We start from the raw sequence: 13,235 nt of genomic DNA, 5'->3' as shown, positions 1-13,235 counted from the left end.
ACTAACTAAGGTTGGTGCTTTTTATTATTTGTCTTAATCTACTTGTCGACGCTCAATATTTAGTTAGTATGGTGACATGCTAAATCAGTACGAAGTATTATTCGTGCTGTAAACCATAACAAAATAGGGAATGCCGACTATGTGGTATGTGATTTTTTCTCAAGACGTTGAAAATAGCTTAGAACGTCGTATGAGTGTACGTGAACAACATTTAGCACGATTAAAGGAACTTCAGCAGCAAGACCGTTTATTAGTTGCTGGCCCAATGCCTGCTATTGATGATGAAAATCCGGGTGACGCAGGTTTTACCGGCTCAACTGTCATTGCTAAGTTTGAGTCATTAGAACAAGCTCAACAATGGGCCAATGCAGATCCTTATATTGATGCCGGCGTGTATGCCAATGTGATCGTTAAGCCGTTTAAAAAAGTCTTACCTTAAATATATTCAGGATCAACCAGTGAACCTAACTAACACAAAAAAGTGGCTCGTTGCTGCAGTCGGCTTGTTCATCCTTGGTGGCTGTGCTTCACATGATCAGCAAATGGTGGCTGAATCACTCGCTCAATCAAGAGCTGCTGCTATTGATAGTAAAGCGCCCTACCCTAAAATTGATGCATACCAAATTACTCAAGCCTACGCGAGTAAGAATACCGTAAAAATCAATATTATTTATGGTGGAAATGGCCGTATAACACCAACAACAGCCATAAAAACAGCCAGTACTAATTACTGCCACAACCCAGAGTTAATACCGTTATTTAAACATGGGGTGGATTATTTAATCACTATCCGTGATATCAGTGGACGTCAGCTAGTTTCACAATCTATTTCAGAACAATATTGTGATTCATTGAAATAATTAACACGCTACAATATAAAAAGCCCTACCGCCAGTGTAACTTTATTACGTTACAGATTTTGGTTAGGGCTTTTTATATTTTCTTAATAGATTAATCCGCTGGTACGCTTTCAACATTGATCGCATCATTAATCTGTACTTCAAAGGCGCGTAATCTTTTATAGATAGACATTAGCTCTACGATTGTGCTCCATGAATGTACCAAAAATTGAAATGATTCTTCGACTTTACCAAACGCTCTTAATATTTGTTGTAGAACACCCAGTGTTAATGCACCAGAAACAATCGCGGGGCCAAGTGCAATATAAGGCACAATCACGGTATATTGAATATACGACCATTTTGCGATATCAAAATATAAGTAATGACGATATAAGTTAAAATAGTTTTTTCGAACATTAAAAAACAGTTCTTTAACGGTTTCAGGCTCTGCACGTTGTGAATTATCTTCACCAAAAACTAACTCTTTTCGGTAAGCTGCCTCAACCTTTTGATTTTTAAATTCTAATCCAGGTAAGCGCACACCAACAATAGCCAATAATACCGTGCCAAATAATGCCGAAATAATTGCTAAATACACTAAAGATCGATCAACTGCGCCAATCCAAGGTAATTCGGTTATATTTTCACTTAATACCCATAAAATAGGTAAAAAGGCAAATAAGGTCATCAATGAGCGCATAAAACTTACACCTAAACTTTCAACAATACGCGCAAAACGCATCGTATCTTCCTGCACTCGTTGTGATGCCCCTTCAATATGACTGATTTTATCCCAATGCTTCATATAATAGTTATTCATCGCGGTACGCCAACGAAAAACATAGTGGCGAACAAAGAAATCAAGAATAACCGCAATGATAATATACACAGATACAATATTGAAAAACTCAATACAGCCAGCAAGAAACTCATCAAATGTAACAGCATTAGGTTTGGCTAATGCCTTTTGAATTAAATCATAAAAGCTGCCAAACCATTCATTCACTTCTACATCAATTTGTACTTTATACCAAGTGACATATAAGATAACGGCACTACCGACAATCGACCATAAGAACCAGCGTCGATCAAGAAAGAACGATTTAAACATAACTACACATCCTTAATGTATTTATATTGCGTGCAGCCCTTGCACTGACAACTTAATCAATTTATTTTATTGTTAACGGCTTATTTCAGTATTTGTCACTGACCATAAAAACGCAACCTCATCACCATAATAAAGTTCATATAAGCTATTATAATAAAAAGATTACTACTAATTTAAGACAAAAAAATCCCTTATCCAGTTTACTCACATCAAGCGATAAAATTGATAAGGGATGATAATATTGAATATTTTATGCTAATTTTTAATACTGATATTGAACACTAAAACTTAGCTGCGGCGCTCAAATACTAACGCTTTTAGACCACCTTCTGGTTCGATCTCATTAAATTCAGGTGGGTTATCTAATCGCTGGGTAAATACCATATCAGGTGCTTCACTCGCCATCCCATCAATAAGAAATTGACTGGTTAATGAAGGATCATTTACACACGCTAATACAACCCCTTCAGTAGTGAGTAACTCAGGTAAACGACGTAGAATCTTTTGATAATCTTTCGTCAGCGCAAAACTGCCTTTTTGAAACGATGGCGGATCAATAATGATTAAATCATAAGGTCCCATCTTGCGCACTTTACCCCATGACTTAAAGAGCTCATGGCCTAAAAAACTCACTTTCTTTAGATCATGGTTATTGAGATGATGATTATCACGCCCACGACTTAATGCCGCTTTTGCCATATCAAGGTTAACGACAAATTCTGCACCACCCGCAATCGCAGCAACAGAAAAACCACAGGTATAAGCAAATAAATTCAGTACGCGCTTACCTGCCGCATGCTCACGCACCCAATCACGGCCATAACGCATATCTAAAAATAAACCGTTATTTTGATTACGACCTAAATCAAGTTTGTAAGTTAAGCCACTTTCAATAACATCTTGATAGTCAGAGCTTTGTCCCCATACAACATCCATCGGTGAGCCTTGACGATCACGATGTTGTAATAATAGACTCCGAGCACCACTGGTTTGCCAAACGTCAGTTTGGGTTAATCTTGCCAGCAAATCGGTTAATGCCGCCATAAAATCAGCATCAGGTTCTTTAAATAAGGAAACCAGCACTTGCCCTTGTAGCCAATCAACAGTGATTTGTTCAAGTCCGAGCCAGCAGCGACCGCGACCATGAAATAAACGGCGGACTTCTGTTGGTGGTGTCGTTAAAGCCGTTAATAAATGAGCTTCTAAGGTAGGTAGAGCACTAATTTCCATAACATCATTCAAAGTAGTCAATTAAGGCGGCTATTCTATACGTTGCGTCCCAGAATACCAACCACAGCCCAAGTAGAATCACTAACTAATGGTGTTTAGCACGGAGTACATACTCAATCGAATAATCAATAAGGCAAGTTGAATGCAAGTTCAGTGTTGCAGATGAGGGTAAAAAATGACGAGGGGTTGTTTCTGGTAATAATAAATGTTGTTGAGCACGGTTTCGACGATGCTGTGATTGACGTTTTTGCTGAGAAACTCGCATTTTAAGCGTACGTGAATGAGCACTTCGCATTGTAAACCTCTAACTAATACATTCCCTGCACGTATTATAATTTATCGCTATCAAAAAGAAATCCACATCCACAATCTTAGCTATCAGTTGCTGATAATACCCGCAGTTATCCCTTAACTGCAGATATTTAATTCATAGTATTACTTTTTATGGGCTAAAATAGGCCATGCTTGAGACCACGGTTGTTGCCATTGTATAAAGGCTTGTTGTGCTTCAGGTGTTGACCATAATGTTCCGACACTTGGTGGGCATAAAAATTGTTGTAACTCACCTTGATATGGAAAACGTAACCCATAGGCATGTAAATAACCACGATCAGCCGCTTCATTACCATAAATATCATCACCAGTAATACCTGATCCAACACTGCGTAAGGCAACACGAATTTGATGGGTTTTACCGGTATAAGGCTTACACAAAAAGATCCGTCGACCTTCTCCTGCTGCCGCAGAGAAAAATTGCGTTATTGCAGGGTTGTGTTTGGTTGTTTCTAATTTCCAACTACTGCGGCGTGAGCGGGTCATATCACCAATAACGACACCTTGTTTTTTCTTGGGTTTTTTAGTACCAATAGCAACATAGAATTTTTCTACTCGACGCTCTGCAAAATTAGCGCATAATGCAGCTGCGGCGGTTTTATTGCGCCCAAGTAATAATAATCCCGATGTCATTTTGTCTAATCGATGGATTAAATAAAGCTTTTCATCACCGGTTTGTGCAGCAACGGCAGCAAGTAGAGGTTGTTCATTATCATCTTTATGAACGCTGATCCCGGGATGCTTATTAATCACTAAAAAATCAGAATGCTGGTAAACAAGATCAAACATAATTGAAAATAACGCCTTTACAGTACATAGATGGCGCGAGTATAACCAGCCCTTAAAAAAAGAACAGCTTTGAGAAATATATTGTTCATTATCATCAAAACAATGAATGGCCTATTACCACTAAAGCGATTGTTATAAGATCAATAATTACGCTGTTATTAGCACTGAAAACGGTAACAAGCCCTCAAAAATAGCCTTGAATATTCAACATAAGCATTAAAAGGCAGTGAATATTAGGTTTTTTTTTAATTTCAATGCACTATACATACAAAGTGTATTTATATTGATGAAGTCATTCAATGGAACAGTTTTACCAAATCTTAACGTGGATTGGCATTTTCGCCTATTGGCTGTTAATTGCCGCTGTCACTGTACGTGTGGTTTTCAAACGCCGAGCTGTTGGTGTTTCTCTCGCATGGATGATGATTATCTATATCGTCCCATTTGGTGGCGTTATTGCTTACCTACTCTTTGGCGAGCTTAATCTTGGTAAAAAACGTGCAGAACGTGCTCGTGAGATGTTTTTTCCATTTGCAAGTTGGTTTCAATGCCTCACGGATTGCCCTGGCCACCAGCCTCAAAATATGAGTAATGTTGCAAAACCAATCAGTGATCTGTGTGAAAACCGTCTTGGTTTACCCGGATTAGTCGGTAATCAACTATCGCTAAAATCATCAACTGATGAAATATTACGATCGCTTATTACTGATATTAATAACGCGCAACACTCGATTCATCTAGAATTCTATATTTGGTATCCTGGCGGTTTAGCTGATGAGGTTGGCGTCGCTCTGATTCAAGCGGCTAAACGCGGTATTAGAATTCGTATTTTACTCGACTCAGCTGGCAGCATGCGTTTTTTCCGTTCTCATTGGCCAAAGCTAATTCGTGGCGCGGGCATTGAATTGGTAGAGGCACTCGCAGTATCACCTTTTCGTATGTTCTTACGCCGATTAGATTTACGTCAGCACCGAAAAATAGTGGTTATTGACGACAGTATTGCTTACACAGGTTCAATGAACTTGGTTGATCCTGCGTTCTTTAAGGTCGATGCAGGGGTCGGTCAATGGGTTGATGTCATGGTTAGAATCAGTGGGCCTACGGTTTCAGTGCTAAATTGTATTCAAGCATGGGACTGGGAAGTAGAAACAGGACAACGGTTTTTGCCACCACTGCCTGCCTGCAAAATACCACAACAAGATGACCCCCACTATGACACAGTACAAGTGATCCCATCCGGTCCAGGTATGCCCGATGATATTATTCATCAAGTGTTGCTATTAAGTATTTACCAAGCAAAGAAAAGTATTGTTATTACTACCCCTTACTTTGTACCAAGTGAACATTTATTGCATGCAATGAAGGGCGCTGCTGAACGTAATATTGAAGTGCATATTGTATTGCCTAATAAAAACGATTCGACCATGGTTGAATGGGCCAGTCGCTCTTTCTTTAGTGATCTTCTAAAATCAGGGGTTCATATTCATCGTTTTCATGGTGGTTTATTACATACTAAATCAGTGGTGATTGATGATACTCACTGCCTAATTGGTACCGTTAACCTTGATATGCGTAGTTTATGGCTTAATTTTGAAGTCACAATGGCAGTCGATAACCTTGAGTTCACTCATAAACTGAGTCAATTACAGCAAAGTTATATCGCGAACTCTGAGCCTGTCGATAAAGAACAATGGGAAAAACGCTCAGTGCGTAATAAATTTGGCGAACGCTTCTTCTATATGTTTAGCCCACTACTATAAATAAAAACGCCTCAATCATGAGGCGTTTTTTTATGGATTATAATGGATAATATTATCTAGTTAATATTAACGATTACATTGCAGCCATAAAGATTTGTGAGATCTCTTCATGGGTCGCTTGTTTAGGGTTAGTGAAACCACACGCATCTTTTAGAGCATTATCCGCTAACAACGCAATATCTTCAGCTTTTACATTGAGATCTTTTAAGCCTGCAGGAATACCAACATCTTTAGACAATGCCATGATTGCATCAATAGCAGCAGCAGCACCTTGTTGCGGTGTCATTGCATCAACATTAACCCCCATTGCTGCAGCCACATCACGTAGACGCTCAGGACACACTTGGGCGTTATAACGTTGAACATGTGGTAATAATACTGCGTTACACACACCATGAGGTAGATTATAAAAGCCACCAAGTTGGTGCGCCATTGCATGCACATAACCTAACGAAGCATTATTAAATGCCATCCCCGCCATAAATTGCGCATAAGCCATTTGCTCACGAGCATGAAGATTTTGACCTTCTTTAACCGCTGTGCGTAAATTCGCTTCAATTAATTCAATCGCTTTAATCGCAACTGCATCGGTAATTGGCGTTGCAGCAATGGAGACATAAGCTTCAATTGCGTGAGTTAACGCATCCATACCTGTTGCGGCTGTTAATGAAGCCGGTTTTGCTAACATTAATTGAGGATCATTAACTGACATTAATGGCGTGGTGTTCTTATCTACAATCGCCATTTTAATGTGACGAGTTTCATCAGTAATAATACAGAAACGGGTCATTTCAGATGCTGTACCTGCCGTGGTATTAATCGCTACCACAGGTAACTGCGCTTTTGCAGAACGGTCAACACCTTCATAATCACCAATCTGACCACCATTAGCCGCTAAAAGAGCAATACCTTTTGCGCAATCATGCGGAGAACCGCCACCCAATGAAATAACAAAGTCACAACCGTTATCTTTGAGTAATGTTAGACCTTGATCTACGTTAGTGATGGTAGGGTTCGGTTGAGTACCATCATAAACAACAGAATCAATATCACGCTCAGTTAATAACACTGCAACTTGTGTCACCACACCGATTTCGTTTAATACTTTATCAGTCACAATTAATGCTTTCTTAAAGCCGTGTGCTTTAATTGCATCAGCCGCAGCAGTTAAACAACCCGCCCCCATAAAGTTAACGGTTGGAATGTAAAATGCACTACTCATAATAACTTACCTTATCTTTCAAATATTCATTATCAAATATGCCTTATTCTATAAAGCCAATTTAAGTAATGACACTCAGCCAAAAATACGCCTTAGGTATTTTTACGCCTTTGGTTCTAACATCGATTTGATCTAAAACAAATATTGAAAAAACACTGTAACTTATCTGCAATACCATGAAGCAGATCGCAAAATACACACTTTCATTGTCGCCAACAGGAAACGATAACATTCATTGAGGAAACATAATTGGGGCTAAAAACAGCATGAAGCAGTATCACGTTTCAATTTAATCGGTACAAAAATCCAGTAAATGGTCGCTTTATCATCTTACGATAACCGCGATTCCGCCCTACTATGCGGCTAATGCAATTTATTATTACTCTTCGCTCTTGAAAATATTCACGTCTTGGTCGATATGAATATCCTCACACTATAATTATTAGCATAAAAAAATCCCTCGCTATTACTAACGAGGGATTTTTTAGTTTATGCACTGTTCAAAAAGTGATCAGCATAAAGATCTATCTTATGACCAAAAATCATCAACAGGTGCAGATTTATTCTTACGTTTCTTTTTACCAGTACCTTCCGGTTTTGCCATTGGCTTCGCTGCCGCTAACAAAACTTGTGATTCATCAACTTCAAAACCTTCAACTTGTTCACGCTCAAGACGAACTTTGTTTTTCTTTTCGATAACCTTAAAGTGATGGCTATCTTCATAGTCAATCAATGATAACGCTAAACCCACTTCACCCGCACGACCACTACGACCGATACGGTGCATGTAATCTGCTGGGCTACGCGGTAAATCAAAGTTAATCACTACCGGTAGTTTTTCAATATCAAGACCACGCGCAGCAATATCCGTTGCAATCAATACGTCAATGTCACCTGATTTAAACGCTTCTAATACACGTGTACGCGCACCTTGACCACGATCACCATGGAACACTTCCGCAATAATGCCACGCTTGGACAATTTATCCGCTAAGTGCTCACAGCTATTTTTTGCATTAACAAAGATAAGCGCCTGACGCCATTGATGTTGCTTAATCAAATGGGCTAATACTGCGGTTTTCTCACCTTTGTTGACGCTGAAAACACGTTGTACGAGTGTACTTGCATCAACACTTTGTAATTGCAGTTCGACCGGATCGTTAAGTAATGCTTGAGTTAACATCTTAACTTGTTCAGGGAACGTCGCTGAGAATAATAATGTTTGCTTGTTGCTAGGTAACAGTGCCAATAACGCAGACAGTTCTTCAGTAAAGCCAAGGCTTAACATACGGTCAGCTTCATCAAGCACTAAGGTTTTAACCCGATCAAGTTTAATTGCATTACTTGAAATCAAATCCAATAAACGACCAGGTGTTGCCACTAAAATATCAGTACCACCACGTAGCGCCAACATTTGGGTATTAACAGAAACACCACCAAATACGGCAACGGTTTTAATCGCACCATTAAAATGGGTCGCATAAGATTTAATGCTATCTGCAACTTGCTTTGCTAACTCACGAGTTGGTACTAAAACAAGACCAGTAGCATAGTTACCCTTAGCGTTTTTAGGCTCACTCGCTTTAGCTTGATGCAACTGTTGTAATAGCGGTAAAGCAAATGTTGCTGTTTTACCTGAGCCCGTATTTGCGCCCGCAATCAGATCGCGTCCAGCGAGTACACTTGGAATAGCTTGTGCTTGAATCGGCGTTGGTTGTTGGTATTCCAACTCAGTTAATCGTGCTAACAAAGGTGAAATAAGGCCAAGTTCAGCAAAATTGGCAGGTGTTGTCGTCGTGGTCATGAATATACAGGCTCAAAGCTAAAATAATTACTGTCATTTTAGCTTATTTAGCCTCTACGCAGTTAGTGATATTCGGTTGTGGCGTTAATTGCTATCTTGGTAGAGAATTTATCGAGCGATGGCTAGTGAGTTATTGTCCGTCATTCCGAAACCGAAGCATGAGTAATCGGTGATCTATTCACCACGCTATTAAGCATTAAAGATACCGATAGAAATAGACTAAAACACCAATGTAAACAGTAATGCTACAACGCGCTGGTGGTAGATTCCCTATCTCGTTCGTAACCTCACTGTAGGGAATGACGAAAGTGGGTTTATTCAGATGTAAAAAAGCCGCTAACTTTCGCTAGCAACTTTCTTGAATGTGGCGGAGCAGCTTCGAGGATTAGCGGATTTGAAACCTGCTTTACTTGCTCGGTATAAACAATCACTTTGATTCAGACGTAAAAAAGCCGCTAACTTTCGTTAGCGGCTTTCTTGAATGTGGCGGAGCAGCTTCGAGGATTAGTGGATTTGAACCCTGCTTTACTTACTCGGCATAAACAATCACTTTGATGCAGATGTAAAAAAGCCGCTAACTTTCGTTAGCGGCTTTCTTGAATGTGGCGGAGCAGCTTCGAGGATTAGTGGATTTGAACCCTGCTCTACTTACTCGGCATAAACAATCACTTTGATGCAGATGTAAAAAAGCCGCTAACTTTCGTTAGCGGCTTTCTTGAATGTGGCGGAGCAGCTTCGAGGATTAGCGGATTTGAACCCTGCTTTACTTACTTGGCATAAACAATCACTTTGATGCAGATGTAAAAAAGCCGCTAACTTTCGTTAGCGGCTTTTTTGAATATGGCGGAGAGATAGGGATTTGAACCCTAGATACGCTATAAACGTATGCCGGTTTTCAAGACCGGTGCTTTCAACCACTCAGCCATCTCTCCAATTTTATATCTCTTAAAAGAGATATGGCGGTGAGGGAGGGATTCGAACCCTCGATACGTTGCCGTATACACACTTTCCAGGCGTGCTCCTTCAGCCACTCGGACACCTCACCACATTGTTGCCAACAACGCTTTGCTTGTCGACGGCGTGTAATATATTGATTTATGAGATCTGGGTCAAGGGTTTTTATGCGTCTTTTTTCCATTTGCTGACTTATGCTGCAATTCGCACTGTTCTTATACCACTTTTATAGATTTTGATATTTTAACCATAAAAAAAACATCCAACGGATGCTTTTTATTACGCTCAATAGTGCTGAACGCGATTAAATAATTGGTTGAGCTGCTGCAGTGACACGGAACATTCTACGGCATAACTCAAGAAATTGACCGTAAACCACGCCTAACGCCCCTGATACTAAAATGTTGCTCATTACTGCTGCAATAACTTGTTCTTTATTGGCACCAACTGCAAACAGGATACAAGCATAAATAGGCGACTGGAACACTACATATGCCACCATATCTGACAGCCCTTTCATCCAGCGTGTTGGAGATAACTTGTGACCGCAACCAATAACATAATCGCGAAACACGCCATAAGGCCATGCGATTGCGATATTAATAGGAATAGATAATGTACGCGATGCTAATGACTGCTCAAAAGACATGCCTGAAATAAAAACTTCAATCATCATTCCAGTAATAAAGCTAAATACCACCATTGCAAATATATCTGCAGCAGCATTTCTAACTTTAAATGGCACTTTAACAACAGACATTCTCTCTCCTACACTAGCAAAATCAACCAATATGAGCACAGTAATCGTTACTTAAAACTATTTAATTAAAACCATGCAGTTTATTTGCGAATTAGAACAGTTTTTTTGCAAAATAAGGTTCTGTATTTAATGGTGGTTTCGAGTTAATAACTGCTATTTTGGTTAAATGTGGATTTTTTGTCTGGTTTGAAAGTAACCATTAAAGTCTTTAATTGTCACTGTTAATATCTTTGATATCACAACATATCCACCAATAAAAATCCGAATTTAAAACCTCAATTCGGATTAGTTATTTATACGTATTTATCGATTTATTAAGCCAACGATGAGCGTGGTAATTGAGGTAGCTTAATGGTTAAAGCGATAATCAATGAAACAATTAACAATCCAAACATTAAATAGAAGGTTGCGATAAAGCCACCGAAGATAGAAGCAACTATTGAACCTATAAAACTACCAATACCAAAGCCTAAATAAATAACACCGTAATTTTTAGTCAGATTATTCAGACCAAAGAAATCACTGACTAATGAAGGGAATACCGTGATTGTGCCACCAAAACTAAAGGCTATACAGGCAACAGCAATATAAAAACTAAGCATACTTTGATGAGCAAATAATAACGCACACACTCCCACTAAACAGACCACCAATGCTATCGCAATAACTTTAGTTCGTGCGATCTTATCTGATAGTACTCCAAGTACTAAACGCCCACCTAAGTTAGCTACAGCAATAATAGCAACGCCAGCTGCAGCAACATCTAACGATAAGTGTACGTATCCTTGACCGATATCTTTGGCAACACCAATAACATATAAGCCACTCATACAAACGGTTAAGAATACCAATGCTAACATCCAAAATTGAGGGCATTTCATTGATTGTGAAAGGCTGAAATCACGCACATCAGCAGCAGATTCTGTGGCAGATACCTGTTGTTTCGGTGCATCTTTCATCATTAAGCCACCGATAACAACCATCACCATTGCTATGATGCCCCAGTAATCAAACGTACTCTCGAGACCATTATGCTCAAGGAAGTACATATTAATAAATTTAAATCCTAAGCTACCTAGACCATAAGCACCTATCGCACAGGCCGAAATGACACCTTTACGCTCTGGAAAAAATTTAACGCAATTAGACAACGTCATTAAATAGCCAGTACCATCTGCAAAGCCAATTAACAAACCAGCAAAGATATATAACAACCAAATATTGGTGGCATGTGCCGTTAGCACTAAACTTGCACCTAATAAAATACCGGCACCAAGAGTCACCTTCCTAACCCCAAACCGTTCTTGCATCTTACCTGCCATTGATGATGCAATAGCTAAGGCTAAACTCATTATTCCAAAAGAAAAAGCAACACGACTCACAGGCTCTGATAACTTACCCGCCAGCTGAGCATTAAATAAACTCCAAGTATAAACAGAACCTAAAGCAAACTGAGTAATGATGGTGCCGAGTAAGGTCCAATAACGACTACGATGGCTAAGTTGGTTGGTCATGGTTATGCCCTCTTACGATGAAAATATTCAAGGTAATGCGATGAATCACCTTGCTGCTGCCCATCAAAATACGGTAATAACCACATATAACAAGAGGATAAGAAAACAATAAAATCAGCGGTAGTGTATGAGGAATAGAATGCAATATAGCGGCATGAAATGCATTTAGCCGCTAATCATATCACTGCTTTCTACAACTTCATTAAACAACGAAACGCTTTTAAGTTACTTCGACTGACAGGGATATGCTGCTCAAGATGGGCAAGCTTTATCATATAGGTACTATTAACCCATGGAATGATCTCTTTAACATCATTGATATTAATACAGTAAGAACGGTGACAACGAAAAAAGTCGCTACTGGGTAAACGTAACATTAATTCACTCATCGTCATTTGTGCCACAAAACGCCCTTTCGCTGTATAAACATCGGTGACTTTTTCATTGGCAATGGCACAACAAATATCACTGACAGCAGTAACATGAATACGGTTATTATGAAGCAAATTAACAGTATTGTTGCGTATATTTGTTATCGGTTGTTGCGCTTGAACATGCTGCTGGAGTTTAGTTAATAACCCTATTACTCGCTGCTCATTAAGCGGTTTTAATAGATAATCCACAGCTTCTAACTCAAACGCATCGACAGCGTGTTCTTTATATGCAGTGGTAAATACAATTTTTGGCTTATGTAAAAACTGAGCAATATTACGTGCTAACAACATACCGTCAATTGAGGGAATATTAATATCTAAAAATACAATATCAACCTGGTTAGATTGCAAAAATTTAAACGCATCTAAACCGTCATCAAACGCAGCGACAATATTAATTGTGCTATATTTTTCAATTAAATAGGTTAATTCTTCGCGCGCTAAATACTCGTCTTCTACAATCAAAGCATTGAGTCTCATGG

Annotated in this window: 12 protein-coding genes and 2 tRNA genes; 3 read left to right on the top strand and 11 right to left on the bottom strand. The window is 39.2% G+C overall.

Annotated elements, in window-relative coordinates:
* Positions 1 to 139: 139 nt before the first annotated feature.
* Both G6R09_RS07570 and gspS2 read left to right on the top strand, forming a co-directional pair.
* Positions 140 to 439, top strand: a complete 300-nt coding sequence (locus G6R09_RS07570) for a YciI family protein (protein ID WP_065166290.1) — start codon at positions 140 to 142, stop codon at positions 437 to 439.
* 19 nt (positions 440 to 458) lie between these two features.
* A complete protein-coding gene (gene gspS2 / locus G6R09_RS07565) occupies positions 459 to 860 on the top strand; it encodes a type II secretion system pilot lipoprotein GspS-beta (protein WP_163921508.1) in 402 nt (133 codons plus the stop codon).
* A gap of 91 nt (positions 861 to 951) precedes the next feature.
* On the opposite strand, the gene sbmA is transcribed toward gspS2, so the two are convergent.
* The 4 genes from sbmA to G6R09_RS07545 form a co-directional block, all read right to left on the bottom strand.
* The gene (gene sbmA, locus G6R09_RS07560; RefSeq protein WP_060996642.1) at positions 952 to 1,953 is read right to left on the bottom strand and encodes a peptide antibiotic transporter SbmA; all 1,002 of its coding nucleotides are present in this window, start codon (positions 1,951 to 1,953) and stop codon (positions 952 to 954) included.
* Between the two features lie 288 nt (positions 1,954 to 2,241).
* Positions 2,242 to 3,183: a class I SAM-dependent methyltransferase gene (locus tag G6R09_RS07555; RefSeq protein WP_163921505.1), complete on the bottom strand. Its 942-nt coding sequence runs from the start codon at positions 3,181 to 3,183 to the stop codon at positions 2,242 to 2,244.
* 85 nt (positions 3,184 to 3,268) lie between these two features.
* Positions 3,269 to 3,478, bottom strand: coding sequence for a hypothetical protein (locus tag G6R09_RS07550; protein ID WP_065166293.1), 210 nt, complete (start codon positions 3,476 to 3,478; stop codon positions 3,269 to 3,271).
* 140 nt (positions 3,479 to 3,618) lie between these two features.
* Positions 3,619 to 4,305: a TIGR01621 family pseudouridine synthase gene (locus G6R09_RS07545; RefSeq protein ID WP_065166294.1), complete on the bottom strand. Its 687-nt coding sequence runs from the start codon at positions 4,303 to 4,305 to the stop codon at positions 3,619 to 3,621.
* Positions 4,306 to 4,604: 299 nt separating this feature from the next.
* Here G6R09_RS07545 and cls point away from each other — a divergent pair, with 299 nt between their 5' ends.
* Positions 4,605 to 6,065 (top strand): cardiolipin synthase, encoded by a 1,461-nt coding sequence (gene cls, locus G6R09_RS07540; RefSeq protein ID WP_065166295.1) that lies wholly within the window; start codon positions 4,605 to 4,607, stop codon positions 6,063 to 6,065.
* A gap of 73 nt (positions 6,066 to 6,138) precedes the next feature.
* Here the strand turns inward: cls and yiaY are convergent, their stop codons facing one another.
* From yiaY to G6R09_RS07505, 7 genes are all read right to left on the bottom strand, one after another.
* Positions 6,139 to 7,287, bottom strand: coding sequence for an L-threonine dehydrogenase (yiaY, locus tag G6R09_RS07535; protein ID WP_065166296.1), 1,149 nt, complete (start codon positions 7,285 to 7,287; stop codon positions 6,139 to 6,141).
* Positions 7,288 to 7,816: 529 nt separating this feature from the next.
* The gene (locus tag G6R09_RS07530; protein ID WP_163921503.1) at positions 7,817 to 9,091 is read right to left on the bottom strand and encodes a DEAD/DEAH box helicase; all 1,275 of its coding nucleotides are present in this window, start codon (positions 9,089 to 9,091) and stop codon (positions 7,817 to 7,819) included.
* Positions 9,092 to 9,932: 841 nt separating this feature from the next.
* Positions 9,933 to 10,023, bottom strand: a tRNA-Ser gene (locus G6R09_RS07525).
* A gap of 25 nt (positions 10,024 to 10,048) precedes the next feature.
* Positions 10,049 to 10,136 (bottom strand) — tRNA-Ser (locus G6R09_RS07520).
* 213 nt (positions 10,137 to 10,349) lie between these two features.
* A complete protein-coding gene (locus G6R09_RS07515) occupies positions 10,350 to 10,805 on the bottom strand; it encodes an L-alanine exporter AlaE (protein ID WP_065166298.1) in 456 nt (151 codons plus the stop codon).
* Between the two features lie 314 nt (positions 10,806 to 11,119).
* A complete protein-coding gene (locus G6R09_RS07510; RefSeq protein WP_065166299.1) occupies positions 11,120 to 12,319 on the bottom strand; it encodes an OFA family MFS transporter in 1,200 nt (399 codons plus the stop codon).
* Between the two features lie 191 nt (positions 12,320 to 12,510).
* Positions 12,511 to 13,233, bottom strand: coding sequence for a LytTR family DNA-binding domain-containing protein (locus G6R09_RS07505; protein ID WP_163921501.1), 723 nt, complete (start codon positions 13,231 to 13,233; stop codon positions 12,511 to 12,513).
* Positions 13,234 to 13,235 lie beyond the last annotated feature (2 nt).

Source organism: Photobacterium sp. Alg240-V54 (assembly GCF_900537155.1).
Taxonomy (GTDB): Bacteria; Pseudomonadota; Gammaproteobacteria; order Enterobacterales; family Vibrionaceae; genus Photobacterium.
The sequence above is the reverse complement of the archived record's forward strand: the minus strand, read 5'-3'. Positions and strand labels throughout refer to the sequence as shown.

Excerpts from the sequence above, each read along its gene's own strand:
- G6R09_RS07555 (WP_163921505.1), bottom strand. The coding sequence starts at position 3,183 with ATGGAAATTAGTGCTCTACCTACCTTAGAAGCTCATTTATTAACGGCT.
- cls (WP_065166295.1), top strand. The coding sequence starts at position 4,605 with ATGGAACAGTTTTACCAAATCTTAACGTGGATTGGCATTTTCGCCTAT.
- G6R09_RS07570 (WP_065166290.1), top strand. The coding sequence starts at position 140 with ATGTGGTATGTGATTTTTTCTCAAGACGTTGAAAATAGCTTAGAACGT.
- G6R09_RS07505 (WP_163921501.1), bottom strand. The coding sequence starts at position 13,233 with ATGAGACTCAATGCTTTGATTGTAGAAGACGAGTATTTAGCGCGCGAA.
- G6R09_RS07510 (WP_065166299.1), bottom strand. The coding sequence starts at position 12,319 with ATGACCAACCAACTTAGCCATCGTAGTCGTTATTGGACCTTACTCGGC.
- G6R09_RS07530 (WP_163921503.1), bottom strand. The coding sequence starts at position 9,091 with ATGACCACGACGACAACACCTGCCAATTTTGCTGAACTTGGCCTTATT.
- sbmA (WP_060996642.1), bottom strand. The coding sequence starts at position 1,953 with ATGTTTAAATCGTTCTTTCTTGATCGACGCTGGTTCTTATGGTCGATT.
- G6R09_RS07550 (WP_065166293.1), bottom strand. The coding sequence starts at position 3,478 with ATGCGAAGTGCTCATTCACGTACGCTTAAAATGCGAGTTTCTCAGCAA.
- G6R09_RS07515 (WP_065166298.1), bottom strand. The coding sequence starts at position 10,805 with ATGTCTGTTGTTAAAGTGCCATTTAAAGTTAGAAATGCTGCTGCAGAT.
- G6R09_RS07545 (WP_065166294.1), bottom strand. The coding sequence starts at position 4,305 with ATGTTTGATCTTGTTTACCAGCATTCTGATTTTTTAGTGATTAATAAG.
- yiaY (WP_065166296.1), bottom strand. The coding sequence starts at position 7,287 with ATGAGTAGTGCATTTTACATTCCAACCGTTAACTTTATGGGGGCGGGT.